At 71.5% G+C, this 16,584-nt stretch carries 14 protein-coding genes and 1 pseudogene; 9 read left to right on the forward strand and 6 right to left on the reverse strand.

What is annotated here, in order from left to right; translation table 11 throughout:
* Positions 1 to 268: 268 nt before the first annotated feature.
* The 8 genes from C3488_RS10555 to C3488_RS10590 all read left to right on the forward strand — a co-directional run bounded on the left by C3488_RS10555 (position 269) and on the right by C3488_RS10590 (position 9,674).
* A complete protein-coding gene (locus C3488_RS10555) occupies positions 269 to 1,033 on the forward strand; it encodes an IclR family transcriptional regulator (RefSeq protein ID WP_103839097.1) in 765 nt (254 codons plus the stop codon).
* A 396-nt stretch (positions 1,034 to 1,429) separates the two neighbouring features.
* Complete coding sequence (locus C3488_RS10560; RefSeq protein WP_103839098.1) at positions 1,430 to 2,224, forward strand: MIP/aquaporin family protein; 795 nt, start codon at positions 1,430 to 1,432, stop codon at positions 2,222 to 2,224.
* An 87-nt stretch (positions 2,225 to 2,311) separates the two neighbouring features.
* A complete protein-coding gene (gene glpK / locus C3488_RS10565; RefSeq protein WP_103839155.1) occupies positions 2,312 to 3,850 on the forward strand; it encodes a glycerol kinase GlpK in 1,539 nt (512 codons plus the stop codon).
* Positions 3,851 to 3,856: 6 nt separating this feature from the next.
* Positions 3,857 to 5,464, forward strand: a complete 1,608-nt coding sequence (locus C3488_RS10570) for a glycerol-3-phosphate dehydrogenase/oxidase (protein ID WP_103839099.1) — start codon at positions 3,857 to 3,859, stop codon at positions 5,462 to 5,464.
* 170 nt (positions 5,465 to 5,634) lie between these two features.
* Entirely contained in the window at positions 5,635 to 6,396 is a 762-nt protein-coding gene (locus C3488_RS10575; protein ID WP_103839100.1) for a nucleoside phosphorylase, read from the forward strand.
* On the forward strand, positions 6,393 to 7,697 hold the full coding sequence (locus C3488_RS10580) for an amidohydrolase (protein WP_103839101.1): 1,305 nt from the start codon (positions 6,393 to 6,395) through the stop codon (positions 7,695 to 7,697). Before C3488_RS10575 ends, C3488_RS10580 begins: the two co-directional genes overlap by 4 nt.
* Before the next feature lie 153 nt (positions 7,698 to 7,850).
* Complete coding sequence (locus C3488_RS10585; RefSeq protein WP_103839102.1) at positions 7,851 to 8,522, forward strand: FadR/GntR family transcriptional regulator; 672 nt, start codon at positions 7,851 to 7,853, stop codon at positions 8,520 to 8,522.
* 177 nt (positions 8,523 to 8,699) lie between these two features.
* Positions 8,700 to 9,674 (forward strand): PAC2 family protein, encoded by a 975-nt coding sequence (locus tag C3488_RS10590; protein WP_103839103.1) that lies wholly within the window; start codon positions 8,700 to 8,702, stop codon positions 9,672 to 9,674.
* A gap of 53 nt (positions 9,675 to 9,727) precedes the next feature.
* On the opposite strand, the gene mshC is transcribed toward C3488_RS10590, so the two are convergent.
* From mshC to C3488_RS10610, 4 genes and pseudogenes are all read right to left on the reverse strand, one after another.
* Entirely contained in the window at positions 9,728 to 10,957 is a 1,230-nt protein-coding gene (gene mshC, locus C3488_RS10595) for a cysteine--1-D-myo-inosityl 2-amino-2-deoxy-alpha-D-glucopyranoside ligase (RefSeq protein ID WP_103839104.1), read from the reverse strand.
* A 260-nt stretch (positions 10,958 to 11,217) separates the two neighbouring features.
* Positions 11,218 to 12,036, reverse strand: coding sequence for an SCO1664 family protein (locus C3488_RS10600; protein WP_103839105.1), 819 nt, complete (start codon positions 12,034 to 12,036; stop codon positions 11,218 to 11,220).
* Positions 12,000 to 12,591, reverse strand: a pseudogene (locus C3488_RS10605) (DUF3090 domain-containing protein). The gene C3488_RS10600 and the pseudogene C3488_RS10605 overlap by 37 nt, the downstream one beginning before the upstream one ends.
* Positions 12,592 to 12,713: 122 nt before the next feature.
* The gene (locus C3488_RS10610) at positions 12,714 to 13,400 is read right to left on the reverse strand and encodes a histidine phosphatase family protein (protein ID WP_103839106.1); all 687 of its coding nucleotides are present in this window, start codon (positions 13,398 to 13,400) and stop codon (positions 12,714 to 12,716) included.
* A 71-nt stretch (positions 13,401 to 13,471) separates the two neighbouring features.
* Between C3488_RS10610 and corA the strand changes: the two genes are divergently transcribed.
* Positions 13,472 to 14,479 carry a magnesium/cobalt transporter CorA gene (corA, locus tag C3488_RS10615; RefSeq protein WP_181138960.1) on the forward strand — a complete coding sequence of 336 codons (1,008 nt, stop codon included), beginning with the start codon at positions 13,472 to 13,474 and terminating at the stop codon, positions 14,477 to 14,479.
* Here the strand turns inward: corA and C3488_RS10620 are convergent.
* Entirely contained in the window at positions 14,457 to 15,242 is a 786-nt protein-coding gene (locus C3488_RS10620) for a hypothetical protein (protein ID WP_103839108.1), read from the reverse strand. The genes corA and C3488_RS10620 overlap by 23 nt on opposite strands.
* A 223-nt stretch (positions 15,243 to 15,465) precedes the next feature.
* Complete coding sequence (locus C3488_RS10625; RefSeq protein WP_103839109.1) at positions 15,466 to 16,521, reverse strand: LLM class F420-dependent oxidoreductase; 1,056 nt, start codon at positions 16,519 to 16,521, stop codon at positions 15,466 to 15,468.
* Positions 16,522 to 16,584 lie beyond the last annotated feature (63 nt).

Raw genomic sequence — 16,584 nt, forward strand, 5'->3', positions numbered from 1 at the left:
GGAGTGCGACGGCTGTCGGCTTTGCGTCTCCCCTGGACCTTCCCACGGAAGACGCACGCCGTCAGGGTAGCCCGGAGCGCGCCGTACGGTCAGGGGCGTCCACGGGGCGGGACGGGCGGGGCCCCGGACGACCCACGCGAGGATCTCCGCCGAACGGATGGCGACCACCCATTAGCGGGAGGTCGGCAACGACCGGTAGTGTTCGGCATTGCCGAACGGCGGTAGCCAACTCAGCCGACGGCCGAAGTGGACGGAGGGCAGGACGGCGATGGCACGGAACATCCAGTCGCTCGAACGGGCGGCCGCGATGCTGCGGCTGCTCGCGGGCGGCGAGCGACGGCTCGGCCTGTCGGACATCGCCTCGTCCCTGGGCCTCGCCAAGGGCACGGCCCACGGCATACTCCGCACACTCCAGCAGGAGGGGTTCGTCGAGCAGGACACGGCCTCCGGCCGCTACCAGCTCGGGGCGGAGCTGCTGCGCCTGGGGACCACCTATCTGGACGTGCACGAGCTGCGGGCGCGCGCCCTGGTGTGGACCGACGACCTGGCCCGCTCCAGCGGGGAGAGCGTCTACCTCGGGGTCCTGCACCAGCAGGGCGTCCTGATCGTGCACCACGTGTTCCGGCCCGACGACAGCCGGCAGGTCCTGGAGATCGGCGCCATGCAGCCGCTGCACTCCACGGCCCTGGGCAAGGTGCTGTCGGCGTACGACCCGGTCGCGCACAGCGAGGCACTGGAGGCCGACCGCAAGGCGTTCACCGACAGGACCGTGTGCGACCTGGACGACTTCGAGCACGTCCTCGACCTCACCCGGGCGCGGGGGTACGCGGCCGACGTGGAGGAGACGTGGACCGGGGTGGCCTCGGTCGCGGCACCCATCCACGACCGGCGGCGGATGCCGGTGGGCGCCGTGGGCATCACCGGCGCCGTGGAGCGCGTGTGCCGGGACGGGGAACTGCGCCCTGAGCTGATCGCGGCGGTACGCGACTGCGCCCGGGCGGTCTCACGGGACCTGGGCGCCGGGCGCTTCTGAGCCCTGGCTGCCGGCACGTCCCGCGCTGCGGATAACCCGCACTCTTCAACACCGCACCGGGCCGGTACGGCATTGCCGTACCGGCCCCAAGGCTGCCCGCGTACGGGTGCGGCCACCACGAAACGTGCCTGTTCGCACGCGGTCCGCACCCGTCAAGAAGATCGCGGACGCATATCGATCAGTAACGATCCCGCTTCGTGCAACAGGACTCTTGACGACCCTGCGAACAGGAAGCAAGACTCCCGTCCGTCGGTCGGCATTGTCGAACACCTAACGGCAATACGCGCTAGAGTGTGACAACGCCAAGGGCCGGCATCGCTCTCACCCCCGAGGGCGCGGACCACCGGAGGGACCCGGGGTTCGCCTTCCCCTGGACGAAGGACAAAGGAGTCGCGGGTGTCCAGCTCCGACATCTTCATCGGCGAGACCATAGGTACCGCCCTGCTCATCCTCCTCGGCGGCGGAGTGTGCGCCGCCGTGACACTGAAGTTCTCCAAGGCCCGTAACGCCGGGTGGCTCGCCATCACGTTCGGGTGGGGTTTCGCCGTTCTGACGGCGGTCTACACCTCGGCACCGCTCTCCGGTGCCCACCTCAACCCGGCAGTGACCCTCGCACTCGCCATCAAGACCGGCGACTGGAGCAACCTCCCGGTCTACTGGGCCGGACAGCTGCTCGGTGCGATGATCGGTGCAACCCTGGTGTGGGTCGCCTACGCCGGCCAGTTCCAGGCCCACCTCACCGACAAGGAGATCGTGGGCGGGCCGGGCGCGCAGGCCACCACCGCCAAGGCGGTCGAGGCCCAGGAAAAGGGCGCCGGCCCCGTGCTCGGCATCTTCTCCACCGGCCCGGAGATCCGGCACACGGTGCAGAACCTCGCCACGGAGATCATCGGCACGATCGTGCTGGTGCTCGCGGTCCTCACGCAGGGCCTCAACGACAAGGGCAACGGTCTGGGCACCCTGGGCGCCCTGATCACCTCGCTGGTCGTGGTCTCGATCGGCCTCTCCCTGGGCGGACCGACGGGCTACGCGATCAACCCGGCCCGTGACCTCGGTCCGCGCATCGTGCACGCCCTTCTCCCCCTGCCCAACAAGGGCGGCTCCGACTGGGGCTACGCCTGGATCCCGGTCGTCGGCCCGCTGGTCGGCGCGGCGATCGCCGCAGGCATCTACAACGTCGCTTTTGCTTGAGATTGAGTGAGCCGTAGAAGGCTCCGCACGTGAGCACCGCGCCGTAAGGACAGCCCCTTTTTAACCATGGAACTCCAGGAGCACACCGTGACCGACGCACACACCGCCGGCCCCTTCATCGCCGCCATCGACCAGGGCACGACCTCTTCGCGCTGCATCATCTTCGACCGGGACGGCCGGATCGTCTCCGTCGACCAGAAGGAGCACGAGCAGATCTTCCCGAAGCCGGGCTGGGTGGAGCACAACGCCACCGAGATCTGGACGAACGTCCAGGACGTCGTGGCCGGAGCCGTCGAGAAGGCCGGCATCACCAGAGACGACATCAAGGCCATCGGCATCACCAACCAGCGCGAGACGACCGTGCTGTGGGACAAGAACACCGGTGAGCCCGTCCACAACGCCATCGTCTGGCAGGACACCCGCACCGACGCCCTGTGCAAGGAGCTCGGCCGCAACGTGGGCCAGGACCGCTTCCGCCGCGAGACCGGCCTGCCGCTGGCCTCGTACTTCGCGGGACCCAAGGCCCGCTGGCTGCTCGACAACGTCGAGGGCCTGCGCGAGCGCGCCGAGGCGGGCGACATCCTCTTCGGCACCATGGACACCTGGGTCATCTGGAACCTGACCGGCGGTGTCAACGGGGGCCACCACGTCACCGACGTGACCAACGCCTCCCGCACCCTGCTGATGAACCTGCACACGATGCAGTGGGACGACAAGATCGCCGAGTCCATCGGCGTCCCGCTCGCGATGCTGCCCGAGATCCGCTCCTCCGCCGAGGTCTACGGTGAGATCACCGGCGGCCGACTGGGCGAGCTGCTCGGCGGCATCCCGGTGGCCTCCGCGCTCGGCGACCAGCAGGCGGCCCTGTTCGGCCAGACCTGCTTCTCCGAGGGCGAGACCAAGTCCACCTACGGCACCGGCACGTTCATGGTGATGAACACCGGCGACAAGATCATCAACTCCTACTCGGGCCTGCTGACCACGGTCGGCTACCAGATCGGCGACAACAAGCCGGTCTACGCCCTGGAGGGCTCGATCGCCGTCACCGGCTCCCTGGTGCAGTGGATGCGCGACCAGATGGGCCTGATCAAGACCGCCGCCGAGATCGAGACCCTCGCGCTCTCGGTCGAGGACAACGGCGGCGCCTACTTCGTGCCGGCCTTCTCCGGTCTGTTCGCCCCGTACTGGCGCTCCGACGCCCGCGGTGTGATCGCCGGTCTGACCCGGTACGTCACCAAGGCGCACCTCGCTCGCGCCGTCCTGGAGGCCACCGCCTGGCAGACGCGGGAGATCGCCGACGCCATGACCAAGGACTCGGGTGTCGAGCTGGCGACCCTCAAGGTCGACGGCGGCATGACCTCCAACAACCTGCTGATGCAGACGCTCTCGGACGTCCTGGACGCACCGGTGGTGCGCCCGATGGTCGCCGAGACCACCTGCCTCGGCGCCGCCTACGCCGCCGGCCTGGCCGTCGGCTTCTGGACCAGCACCGACGACCTGCGCGCCAACTGGCGGCGGGCCGCCGAGTGGACGCCCCACATGGACGCGGAGACCCGCGACCGTGAGTACAAGAACTGGCTCAAGGCCGTCGAGCGGACCATGGGCTGGATCGAACACGAGGAGTAATTCGCGATGACCACCCTGCAGAGTGTTCCGGCTCTGGGGACCCACCCGGCCTACGGCGTAGGGCCGAGCCGTGCCGAGACCCGGGAGCAGTTGTCCAGGGCGACCTACGACCTCCTGGTGATCGGCGGCGGGATCCTGGGAATCTCCACGGCCTGGCATGCCGCGCAGTCGGGCCTCAGGGTGGCGCTGGTGGACGCCGGCGACTTCGCCGGCGCCACCTCCTCCGCTTCCTCCAAGCTGCTCCACGGCGGTCTGCGGTACCTGCAGACCGGCGCGGTGAAGCTGGTGGCGGAGAACCACTTCGAGCGCCGTGCGGTCTCCCGTCAGGTGGCCCCCCACCTGGCGAACCCGCTCACGTTCTACCTCCCCGTGTACAAGGGCGGGCCGCACGGCGCGGCGAAGCTCGGGGCGGGCGTCTTCGCCTACTCCGCGCTGTCGGCGTTCGGCGACGGCATAGGCCACCTGCTGTCGCCGGCCAAGGCGGCGCAGGACGTGCCGGAGCTGCGCACCGAGAACCTCAAGGCCGTGGCCGTCTACGGCGACGACCAGATGAACGACGCGCGTATGGCGCTGATGACGGTGCGCGCGGCCGTCGACGCGGGCGCCGTGGTCCTCAACCACGCCGAGGTCACCGGCCTGCGCTTCACCAAGGGCCGGGTGACCGGCGCCGAGCTGCGCGACCGCATCTCGGGCGACGAGTTCGGGGTGGACGCGCGGCTGGTGCTGAACGCGACCGGGCCGTGGGTCGACCACCTGCGCCGTATGGAGGACCCCAACGCGGCGCCGTCCATCCGGCTGTCCAAGGGCGTGCACCTGGTCCTCAAGCGCACCTCCCCCTGGAAGGCGGCGCTGGCGACCCCGATCGACAAGTACCGGATCACCTTCGCCCTCCCGTGGGAGGACATGCTGCTGCTCGGCACGACCGACGAGGAGTTCGAGGGCGACCCGGCCGAGGTGGCGGTCAACGAGAAGGACATCGCCCAGATCCTGGACGAGGCCGCCTTCTCCGTCCGCGACCAGCAGCTGCGGCGGGAACTGATCACCTACTCGTTCGCCGGCCTCAGGGTGCTGCCGGGCGGTCCCGGCGACACCGCCAAGGCCAAGCGGGAAACCGTGGTGACCGAGGGCAAGGGCGGCATGCTGTCCGTCGCGGGCGGCAAGTGGACGACCTTCCGGCACATCGGCCGTACGGTCATGCAGAAGCTGGAGTCGCTGCCGGGTCACCCGCTGGGCGACGACTTCGAGCCGATCTCGTCGCTGCCGAAGAAGCTGCCGCTGCCGGGCATCGCCAACCCGCGCGCGGTCGCGCACCGGCTCGTCGTGGACGGCCCGGCGCCCGGCCCGCGCATGGCGCCCGACACGGCCAAGCACCTGGCGACCCACTACGGTTCGCTGGCCTTCGACATCGCGCGGCTGGCCAACGACAATCCGGAGCTGGGCGAGCGCGTCCACCCGGACGCCCCGGAGATCTGGGCGCAGGTCGTCTACGCCCGGGACCACGAGTGGGCCGAGACGGTGGACGACGTGCTGCGCCGCCGCACCACTCTGACGATCCGCGGCCTGGCCACGGACGAGGTGCGCGGCAAGGTGCAGGACCTCCTCGACAAGAAGTAGGGCGAGGTCAGGTCCCACGGGGTCCGACGGGGTCCCACCGGGTCCCACACAGCAGGGGCGGCTTCCCGCACGGAGCCGCCCCTTTCGTGTGCCTGTTGCAGTGCGCGACTCCTGTGCGCGACCCCGGGCTGCGTACGGTGTTCGTACACCCCTCCCACCGGAGCCGCCCCATGACGCAGGAGCTGTCCCCCATCGCCCGCATTCGCCGTACCGGGCTGCCGCCGTACGCGGTGGTCGTGGGCGACCCGGCGCGCGTGGCGACCGTCGCCGCGCTGCTGGAGGGGGCCGAGGAGGTCTCGTACCACCGCGAGTACCGGGTGTTCACCGGGAGTTGGAAAGGTCTGCCGGTGACGGTGGCCTCGCACGGGGTGGGCGCGCCCGGCGCGATCCTGCTGTTCCAGGAGCTGGCGGACGCGGGGATCCACACCATCCTGCGGTTCGGCACGGCGGGGGCGATGAGGCCGGGGATCGGCGACGGCGACCTGGTGATCGCGGAGGCGGCCGTGCGCGACGACGGCGTCACCCAGCAGCTGCTGCCCCCGGAGTACCCGGCGGTGGCCGCGCCCGAGGCGGTCCTCGCCCTCCAGCGCGCGGCGCGCGAGGCGGGGGTGCCGCATCACCGGGGGGTCGTCTGGACGCGGGCGGCGTTCCAACCGGGGCTGATCCCGCTCGACGTCTACGGCGGGGCGGGTCTGGTCGCGATCGAGATGGAGCTGTCCGCGCTGCTGGTGACCGCCTCGCTGCGCGGGCTGGTCGCGGGTGGGGTGCTCGTGGTGGACGGCGTCAACGCCGACGAACTCGTCGACGAGGCGTCCCCGTTCTCGGCGGGCGCCTACGACCCGCACCGTGAGGTCGTCGCCCGGGGCGTGGAGCGCGGCGCGGTGGTCTCGCTGGAGGCGCTGCGGCTGCTGGCGGAGGGGGAGGCGGGATGACCGAGCCCGTCGATCTGCTGGTGCACGGCGGTGACGTCCTGACGGTCGACGACGAGGGAACCGTGGTCCGGGAGGGCGCCGTCGCCGTCCGGGACGGGGTGATTGCCGCTGTCGGGCCGGCCGCGGAGCTGCGAAACCGGTACGCGCCGGACGAGCAGATCGACGCCGGAGGCTGTCTGGTCCTGCCCGGCCTGGTCAACGCCCACACGCACCTGGCGATGACGCTCCTGCGCGGCAGCGCCGACGACGTCACGCTGCAGGGCTTCCTGGAGCGCGTGCTGCGCCGCGAGGCCGAGCTGCTGTCGCCGGAGCACGTGGCGGCGGGGGTGCTGGTGGCCGTCGCCGAGAGCGTACGGGCCGGGGTGACCTCGGCGCTGGACATGTACTGGTTCCACGAGGCGGCCGAGCGAGTCGCGCTGGAGGCGGGCTGGCGGCTGCTGGCCGGGCCGACCTTCATCGACGTCCCGGACTCCCCCGACGGCAGGGCGTACGGGGAGCGCATGGAGTGGGCGCGCCGGGACCTGGCGGCGCGGGCCGGGGAGCGGCCGGGGTTCCGGCCGGTCGTGTTCGCGCACTCCGCCTACACCCTGAGCCCGGATCAGCTGACCGGGATCGCCGCGCTGGCGCGGGAGTTCGAAGCGCTGCTGCACCTGCACGCCGCGGAGAACGCGACGGAGGTCGCCACTGTGGAGGCTCGGTACGGCAGGCGGCCGGTGGAGCTGCTGGACTCGCTCGGAGTTCTCGGCCCCGATGTGCTGCTCGCGCACGCCGTCGATCTGACCGGCCCGGAGATCGCCGCGCTGGCCCGCACCGGGACGGCGGTCGCGCACTGTCCGGTGTCCAACCTCAAGCTGGGCTGCGGGATCGCGCCGGTGCCGCGGCTGCTGGACGCGGGGGTGACCGTCGGGCTCGGCACGGACGGGGCGGTCAGCTCGGGCACGCTGGACGTGTTCGACGCGATGCGGCAGGCGGCGCTGGTGCACAAGGCGTCCGGTGACCCCACCGTGGTGGGCGCCGAACAGGCGGTGCGGATGGCGACGGTCGAGGGCGCCCGCGCGCTGGGGCTCGGGGATCGGCTGGGCTCGCTGGAGGTGGGCAAGCGGGCCGACCTGATCGTGCTCGACCTCGGCCGGCCGCATCTGCGTCCCCGGCACGACGTGTGGTCGACGCTCGCGTACGCGGCGCACTCCGGGGACGTGCGGGACACGGTCGTCGACGGCCGGATCCTGATGCGGGAGCGGACGCTGAGGACCCTCGACGAGGCGGCGGCGCTGGAGGCGCTGGAGGCGGTGGGCCAGTGACCCGCGGCGAGCCCGAGAGCGGCCCCGCCGAGCCCACGGCGGGCGGCCCCCGGTGTGTGGCGAGGTGACATCGGAGATCCTGGTTCCGTTCAGCCCGTCGACCCCGATAATGGCGCCGAGACATCGGATGTCTGAGCATCTGGGAGGCACACCATGGCAGTCACCGACGAGGCGATCGAGAAGATCAAGGAAATGATCGTCTCCGGTGCGCTGCGCCCGGGCGACCGCCTGCCCAAGGAGAGCGAGCTGGCCGCGGAGCTGGGGCTGTCCCGCAACTCGCTGCGCGAGGCCGTGCGCGCCCTGTCGCTGATCCGCATCCTGGACGTGCGGCAGGGCGACGGCACCTATGTCACGAGCCTCGACCCCCAGCTGCTGCTGGAGGCGATGAGCTTCGTCGTGGACTTCCACCGCGACGACACCGTGCTGGAGTTCCTCGCGGTGCGCCGCATCCTGGAGCCGGCCGCGACGGCCATGGCTGCCTCCCGCATCAGCGAGCAGCAACTGGACGCACTGACCGCCCAGTTGGACAAGCTCGGCGCCGAACCGTCGGTGGAGCAGCTGGTCGCCTCCGATCTGGAGTTCCACCGGGGGATCGTGCAGAGCTCCGGCAACTCGGTGCTGTGCTCGCTGCTTGACGGCCTGTCCGGGCCCACGACGCGAGCCCGCATCTGGCGCGGCCTCACCCAGGAGGACGCGGTCGGCCGCACCCTGCGCGAGCACCGCGCGATCCTCGGCGCCCTGCGCGACCGTGACGCCGAGGCGGCCCGCTCCTGGGCGACCGTGCACATCGCGTCCGTCGAGCAGTGGCTGCGCTCGACCCTGTGAGGCCCATGGTGTGGGCCACCTGTGCGGCGTGCCGGGCCGGTAGGCGATCATGGGTGTTCGACGGCCCCGGACGGGGCAGTCATCCGTTCACTCCCCCGTGGCAGGGGACTGCGGGCGCCCCCGCCGCACGCCGTAAGGTTGGGGCGTACGTGAGGGCACGTCGGAAGGAGGCGCTGGGTGATCGAGCTCGAGGGGGTTCCCGAGCTGATCGACCCGGTCATGGTGGCCGCGTTCGAGGGCTGGAACGATGCCGGCGACGCCGCCTCCACCGCGGTCGCGCATCTGGACAGGGAATGGAAGGGCGAGGTCTTCGCGGCGCTGGACGCCGAGGACTACTACGACTTCCAGGTGAACCGCCCCACAGTGTTCATGGAGGCCGGGGTCCGCAAGATCACCTGGCCCACGACCCGGCTCTCGGTGGTCCGCGTCGGCGGTGAGAAGCCCCGCGACCTGGTGCTGGTCCGCGGCATCGAACCGTCGATGCGCTGGCGCTCGTTCTGCAACGAGCTGCTGGGCTTCGCCCACGAGCTGGGCGTGGAGCTGGTGGTGATCCTCGGCGCCCTGCTCGGCGACACCCCGCACACGCGTCCGGTCCCGATCAGCGGGACCACGTCCGACCCGGACCTGGCCCGCCGGATGGACCTGGAGGAGACCAAGTACGAGGGCCCCACGGGAATCGTGGGCGTCCTTCAGGAAGCGTGCACGCACGCGGGCGTGCCGGCCGTGTCGCTGTGGGCGGCGGTCCCGCACTACGTGTCGCAGCCGCCGAACCCCAAGGCCACGCTGGCGCTCCTGAACCGTCTGGAGGACCTCCTCGACCTGCGCATCCCGCTCGGCGAACTGCCGGAGGACGCGCGCGCCTGGCAGCTGGGCGTGGACCAGCTGGCCGCCGAGGACAGCGAGGTCGCCGAGTACGTGCAGACGCTGGAGGAGGCCCGGGACACCGCCGAGCTGCCGGAGGCGTCGGGTGAGGCGATCGCCCGCGAGTTCGAGCGGTATCTGCGGCGACGGGACGTCAGCCCGCCCGGCGGGCACGCCACGGCGGACGGCGGCGAGGGGGGCCCGTTCCTGCGGGACAACCCCGGCGGTCGTCCGCGGCCGCCGAAGCCGCCGCGGCCGGGCGGCGAGGACGAGGACTCGCCGGAGGACTGAGAGGGGCGGTGCGCGACTGCGCACCGCCCCTCTTCATACCGGCGGAAAGAGGCTCAGAGAGCCACGCCGAGCAGCGCGTCCACGGCCCGCGACACGACACCGGGCGCCCCGGTGTCCGTGCCGCCGCTCTCCTCCTGGAGTGCCACCCAGCGGTCGACCGCGGCGAGCGCGGAGGGTGCGTCGAGGTCGTTCGCGAGGGCGTCGCGGATCTCCTCGACGAGCGCGTCGGCGGAGGGGCCGTCGGGCCGGGAGACGGCGGCACGCCAGCGGTCGAGCCGCGCCACTGCGTCCTGGAGGACCTGGTCGGTCCACTCCCAGTCGGACCGGTAGTGGTGGGCGTGCAGCGCGAGCCGGATGGCAGCCGGGTCGACGCCGTCGCGGCGGAGCCGGGAGACGAAGACGAGGTTGCCCTTGGACTTGGACATCTTCTCGCCGTCCAGGGCCACCATGCCGGCGTGGACGTACGCCTTGGCCATGGGGAACTCGCCCGTCAGCACCTGGGCGTGCGAGGCGCCCATCTCGTGGTGCGGGAAGGCCAGGTCGGAGCCGCCGCCCTGGACGTCGAAGCCCATGCCCAGGTGGTCCAGGGCGATGGCCACGCACTCGATGTGCCAGCCGGGGCGGCCGCGGCCGAGCGAACCGCCGTCCCAGCTGGGCTCGCCGTCGCGGGCGGCCATCCACAGCATCGGGTCGAGCGGGCTCTTCTTGCCGGGCCGGTCGGGGTCGCCGCCGCGCTCCGCGGAGAGCAGGCGCATGGCGGCGGCGTCCAGGCGGGAGACCTTGCCGAAGTCGGGGTCGGACTCGACGGAGAAGTAGACGTCGCCTTCGAGTTCGTACGCGGCCCCGAGGTCCCGGAGGCGCTCGACCAGCGGGACGATGCCGGGTATCGCCTCCACGGCGCCCACGTAGTGCCGCGGTGGCAGCATCCTCAGGGCGGTCATGTCCTCGCGGAACAGCGTGGTCTCCCGCTCGGCGAGAGCCACCCAGTCGACGTTGTCGCGCTGGGCGCGCTCGAGGAGGGGGTCGTCGACGTCGGTGACGTTCTGCACGTAGTGGACCTGGCGCTTGGTGTCGAGCCACACGCGCTGAACGAGGTCGAACGCGTTGTAGGTCGCCGCGTGACCCATGTGGGTCGCGTCGTACGGGGTGATCCCGCAGACGTAGATACGGGCGACGGGACCGGGGTCGAGGGTGACGAGGCCGCCGGTCGCGGTGTCGTGGATCCTCAGGTCGCGGCCCTGACCAGGCAGGGCGGGGACCTCGGAAGCGGGCCAGGCATGCATGTCATGAGCGTAACCGGCGGGAAGTTCTGTCCACGAACCGGATCGGGCGCAAGGGCGGCGAATGACCGGGAAGACGCTCTTGCGGGAACCCGGCCGGTGTGCACGCCCACCCCGCGTGGCTGCGGGCAAGTCGCGCCGCGCTGCGGCACGGGTGGGCGCCGGGGCCCTGCTCGAAGTGCTCGGGGGAGGCGCCCGGGAGGCGTCCCGCCGGCGCCGGGAGGCGCGACCACCCCCCGGTCAGTCCCGGTGAGCGGTGCCACTCACACCGGCGGCCACGGAATCGCCGGCCACTGCCCGCTCGGCTCCGGATGCCGGCCCGACTCCAGCAGCGCCTCCACCCGGGCCCGCGTCGCCCGAAGCTCCGCGGGGGTGATCAGTGCGGCCAGGCGGGTGGCGAGGGCGCCCCCTTCCAGCAGGCCGTCCTTCAGGCCTTTCAGCACCTCCACCGCCTCCCCCGTCAGGGGCTCCCCCGCCCACCCCCACAGCAGCGTCCGCAGTTTGTCCTCGACGTTGAACGTGACCCCGTGGTCGATCCCGTACAGCCGCCCTTCGGCGGCCGGCAGCAGATGGCCACCCTTGCGGTCCGCGTTGTTGATGACCGCGTCCAGGACGGCGAGCCGCCGCAGCCGCTCGTCGTCGGCGTGCACGAGCAGCGCCGTCTCGCCGTCGCCGACCTCCGCGAGACCGATCGCCTTCCAGCCCGGCTCGGGCTCCTCGCCGTCCACCAGGGCGAGGAGCTCACCGTCGGGCACGACCTCCACCCACAGCTGGCACATGCCCTCGCCGTACGGGCCGTCGCGCAGCACGGTGGGCGGCACGAGCCCCCAGCCGGTCGCCTCGGAGACCTCGTAGGCGGCCACCTCGCGCTGGGCCAGCGTCCCGTCCGGGAAGTCCCACAGGGGCCGCTCCCCGGCGACGGGCTTGTAGACGCAGGTGGCTTCCCGGCCGTCGTAGGAGACCGTGCAGTACAGCGCCGCGTTGGACGCGTCGCGGATGCGGCCGCGCACGGTCAGCTCGCCCTCGGCGAGCAGTTCGGCCGTGGTCACGCTCCGCGGCGGTATCCGTTCTGGCGCGGACATACGTGTCCTTCCGGGTCGAGCGGGAGGCTGCACAGCGGGCACGGCGGCCGCCCGGCGTTGACGACGTCGAGTGCGCGCTTGGCGAAGGCTCTGGCCTGCGCGCCGGTGAGCCGGACCCGGAGCATCGGCGGACCGTTCTCCTCGTCCTGCAGCAGCCGCTCCTCGGCCTCGGCGAGGTCCTCCTCGGAGTCGGCCTCCAGCTCGACGAGGGCCTGGGCCTCGACGATCATGCGCTGCTCCTCGGCGTCCCAGGCGAGCGCCATGGTGCCGACGCGGAACTCCTCCTCGATGGGGGGTCTCCAGGGGGGCCGTGTCGGCGATCTCCGCGGGGGCCACGGCGGGGACGGCGGCGCTGCCGCCGCTGCGCCGCACGACCTCGTCCAGCAGTTCGTCCATGCGCTCGGCGAGCGCCGCGACCTGGGTCTTCTCCAGGGACACGCTGGTCACCCGGGGTCCGGCCGAGGCCTGCAGGAAGAAGGTACGGCGCCCGGGCAGCCCGACCGTACCGGCCACGAAGCGGTCCGGGGGGTCGTAGAGGAACACCTGACGGGACACGTCCTGTCTCCATTGGATCGGGGTCGGGACCGGCGGACCGCGCCGGTCCTGTGGGGTTGCTGACAACTACGCTGAACAACTACTGCGCTCGTTCGACCGCTTCACCCTACTGCGCTCGACGATCACGGTGCGCCCGCACCGCCTCCGACCGTGGCGTCCGGATCCGAGGCTTCCGGACGCGGCACGAGGGAGGAGAAATCGCCGGTGTCGCCGAGACGAACGAGAAATGGCCGCAGCCGGGTGTAACGGATCGCGGTGATGGAACACGGTTCCACGGAGATCCGCTGGAAGAGGTCGAGATGAAGTCCGAGTGCGTCCGCGACGAGAGACTTGATGACGTCGCCGTGCGAGCACATGAGGTAGACGGCGTCGGCGCCGTGGTCGCGCTCCACCCGCGCGTTCCACTCCCGTACGGCCTCCGCGGCCCGGGTCGCCATCGCCCGCATCGACTCGCCGCCGGGGAACGCGGCCGCCGACGGGTGCGCCTGGACGACCTCCATCAGCGGCTCGTCCTTCAGCTCGGCGAGCTTGCGCCCGGACCAGTCGCCGTAGTGGCACTCGCCGATCCGGTCGTCGGTGTGGACGCGCAGCCCGGGACGGGCGTCGAGGAGCGGCTGGACGGTCTCCTCGCAGCGCTGCAGGGGACTGGTGACGACTTCGGCGATGGGCAGCTCCGCGAGCCGCCCGGGCAGGGCCGCGGCCTGCGCGGTGCCGCGTTCGTCGAGGGCGACGCCGGGCGTCCAGCCGGCGAGCAGTCCCGCGGTGTTGGCGGTGGAGCGTCCGTGCCGGACGAGGAGCAACGTGGGCATGACGACCAGCCTAGGTCGTGTCGTCAAACCCCCGCCGATGCCCGGGTGCCGGAGAAGGGAGAGTGCGCTCCGTGATCGTCGACTGCGCCGTCTACCGCGACGGGCGCCGCAACGAGGGCGACGAGGGGCCGGAGGACCTCTCCACCGCGCTGGACCGGGCGCGCGCCTCGTCGGACACGTTCTTGTGGGTCGGCCTGTACGAGCCGACGGAGGACGAGTTCGATCTGGTCACCAAGGAGTTCGGGCTGCATCCGCTGGCCGTGGAGGACGCCCTGAAGGCGCACCAGCGGCCCAAGCTGGAGGTGTACGAGGACTCGCTGTTCATGGTGCTCAAGCCGGTGTCGTACGAGCCGGACAGCGACACCGTCACCACCGGCGAGCTGATGGTCTTCCTCGGCGACTCGTTCGTGGTGACCGTACGCCACGGCGTGGACATGCCGCTCGGGGACGTCCGCCGTCATCTGGAGCAGCAGCCCGAGATGCTGCGGCACGGGCCCACCGGGGTGCTGTATTCGATCACGGACTCGATCGTCGACCACTACCTGGAGGTGGCGACCGAGCTGGGCACCGATCTGGAGGAGCTGGAGGCGGAGGTCTTCTCGCCGTCCGTGGGGGGCTCTCGGCACACGGCCTCCCGGATCTACGCCTTCAAGCGGCAGGTCCTGGAGTTCCGGCGGGCGACGGTGCCGCTGGGGCCGCCGACGGCCCGGCTGGCGGGACAGGGCGCGTACGGTGCGGCGGTGCCGTTCGTGCAGGAGAAGTCGCGGCCCTTCTTCCGGGACGTCAACGACCATCTGACCCGGGTGAACGAGTCGGTGGAGGGCCTGGACCGGCTGGTGTCGGACATCCTGTCGGCGCATCTGGCCCAGACGAGCGTGCGACAGAACGACGACATGCGGAAGATCTCGGCGTGGGCCGCGATGGCCGCCGTTCCGACGATGATCGCGGGGATCTACGGCATGAACTTCGACCACATGCCGGAGCTGCACTGGGTGTGGTCCTACCCTGTGGTGATCGCGATCATGGCAGTGCTCGAGGTGCTGCTGTACCGGCTGTTCAAGCAGCGGGGCTGGTTGTAGCCGGACCGCCGAGCGCGTTGCGCCGCTCGGGAGTGCGCAGGGTCACCATGCGCCGGTGGCCGATGAGCCGCTCGTAGGCGTGGACGAGGTGGATGCCGGTGGTGAGCAGCGCCGACCTGGCTCTGGACCAGCCGAGGACGCGAGCCATGTGGGCCATGACCGCGAGACTGACGTCCCGGTGGACGCGGATCTCGGCCAGCGCGCACTCGCGCAGGGTGCGCCGGATGAACCGGCCGTGTCCGCCGGCGGCGAGTCGCAGCAGTTCCTCGTGCGTGTACGCGAGGTGGTCGTCCTCGTCGTCGGAGATCATGCAGACGGCCCGGCCGATGTCCGGGTGGTCCCCGAAGTGCTTGCGCAGCATCAGCATCTGCTCGGCGGCGCGCTGTTCGGTGACCCGGCTGTGCGCCAGGTAGACGATGATGTCCCGCACGGTGAGCGGCTGGTCCGCCTTGAGCTTCGCGTGCGCGAGACCGACGCCCCGGCGCTCCAGGAGCATCGTGTAGTCGGTCTCCGGGGGCACCGGTACGGGTTGCAGGCCGCGCTTCTTGAGCAGTGCGTGGAAGATGCGTCCGTGCTTGTCCTCGTCCGCGCCGTGGCGGGAGATCTTGGGGGCGAGCGCGCGTTCGCTCTCCGGCACCAGTTGGGCGATGCGCCCGTTCTCCCAGCCGCCCTGTGTCTCTCCGCTGGCCGCGATGGAGCAGAACAGCCGGAACGACTCGTCGTGGTCGAGGATCTCCTCGAACAGGCTCTTGGCCGACAGCATGGGCGCACCTCTCTGCAGGACCCGCGACGGTCGGGTCAAACCGAGTCAAATAGGGCCCTGAAGGTGCTGCAACAGCTGCATGGGGACTACTCGGCCGAAAGGAGGACGGTCGGGCCGGGGCGGGGCCGTAACCGTACGGGCGGCCGGGCGTTGTTCCCGGTGACGGCCGTGGCGGGGAAGACCCCCCGAGCCCCCACCACGGCCGCGGAGACCTCTTCGCCCGCTACGCGAGCCCGGCCAGCTCCAGGGCCTCCGTCCCGGCCCGCAGCCCTGCGATCCGCTCCTCGAGGGTGAAGCCCGCCGGTGCCAGGCTGAGCGTGGTCACGCCGGCCGCGGCGTAGGCCTTCATGCGGTCGGCGATCCGGTCGACGGAGCCGAGCAGGGTGGTCCGGTCGATCAGCTCGTGCGGGATCGCGGCCGCCGCGCCCTGCTTGTCGCCGGACAGGTACTTCTCCTGGACCTCGGCGGCGGCCTTCTCGTAGCCCATGCGCTGGGCGAGCTGGTTGTAGAAGTTCTGCTTGGGGCTGCCCATGCCGCCGACGTACAGGGCCGTGTAGGGGCGGAAGGTGTCGGCGAGCGCGGGCACGTCCTTGTCGTCACCGACGGCGAGCGGGACCGTGGGGCAGACGTCGAAGCCTTCGAGGCTCTTGCCGGCCTTCTCACGCCCGGCCCTCAGGTACTTGATCGCGGTGTCCTCGAGGTGGTCGGCGGAGGGGAAGATCAGCAGGGCGCCGTCGGCGATCTCGCCGGTCTGCTCCAGGTTCTTCGGGCCGATGGCGGCGATGTAGAGCGGGATGTGCTCGCGCTGCGGGTGCACGGTCAGCTTGATCGGCTTGCCGGGGCCGCCGGGCAGCGGCAGCGTCCAGTGCTCGCCCTCGTACGTCAGCCGCTCACGGGTCATCGCCTTCCGTACGATCTCCACGTACTCGCGGGTGCGGGCGAGCGGCTTGTCGAACTTGACGCCGTACCAGCCCTCGGAGACCTGCGGCCCCGACACGCCGAGGCCGAGACGGAAGCGGCCGCCGGACAGGGAGTCCAGGGTGGCGGCGGTCATCGCGGTCATCGCGGGCTGGCGCGCCGGGATCTGGAAGATGGCGGAGCCGACGTCGATGCGCTCGGTCTTGGCGGCGACCCAGGACAGCACGGTGGCCGCGTCCGAGCCGTAGGCCTCGGCGGCCCAGCACACCGCGTATCCGAGCCGGTCGGCCTCCTGGGCCACGGCGAGGTTGTCCGCGTCCATTCCGGCGCCCCAGTAGCCGAGGTTGATCCCGAGCTGCATGGCCCATTCCCCTTACCGATCAGTAACGTCCCTTGGTGCCCGACCTTAGCGTGGGGCGGGGCC

Source organism: Streptomyces sp. Ru72 (genome assembly GCF_002920635.1).
Lineage (GTDB): Bacteria > Actinomycetota > Actinomycetes > Streptomycetales > Streptomycetaceae > Streptomyces.

Excerpts from the sequence above, each read along its gene's own strand:
- C3488_RS10555 (WP_103839097.1), top strand. The coding sequence starts at position 269 with ATGGCACGGAACATCCAGTCGCTCGAACGGGCGGCCGCGATGCTGCGG.
- C3488_RS10570 (WP_103839099.1), top strand. The coding sequence starts at position 3,857 with ATGACCACCCTGCAGAGTGTTCCGGCTCTGGGGACCCACCCGGCCTAC.
- C3488_RS10575 (WP_103839100.1), top strand. The coding sequence starts at position 5,635 with ATGACGCAGGAGCTGTCCCCCATCGCCCGCATTCGCCGTACCGGGCTG.
- C3488_RS10580 (WP_103839101.1), top strand. The coding sequence starts at position 6,393 with ATGACCGAGCCCGTCGATCTGCTGGTGCACGGCGGTGACGTCCTGACG.
- C3488_RS10585 (WP_103839102.1), top strand. The coding sequence starts at position 7,851 with ATGGCAGTCACCGACGAGGCGATCGAGAAGATCAAGGAAATGATCGTC.
- mshC (WP_103839104.1), bottom strand. The coding sequence starts at position 10,957 with ATGCATGCCTGGCCCGCTTCCGAGGTCCCCGCCCTGCCTGGTCAGGGC.
- C3488_RS10600 (WP_103839105.1), bottom strand. The coding sequence starts at position 12,036 with ATGTCCGCGCCAGAACGGATACCGCCGCGGAGCGTGACCACGGCCGAA.
- C3488_RS10610 (WP_103839106.1), bottom strand. The coding sequence starts at position 13,400 with ATGCCCACGTTGCTCCTCGTCCGGCACGGACGCTCCACCGCCAACACC.
- C3488_RS10620 (WP_103839108.1), bottom strand. The coding sequence starts at position 15,242 with ATGCTGTCGGCCAAGAGCCTGTTCGAGGAGATCCTCGACCACGACGAG.
- C3488_RS10625 (WP_103839109.1), bottom strand. The coding sequence starts at position 16,521 with ATGCAGCTCGGGATCAACCTCGGCTACTGGGGCGCCGGAATGGACGCG.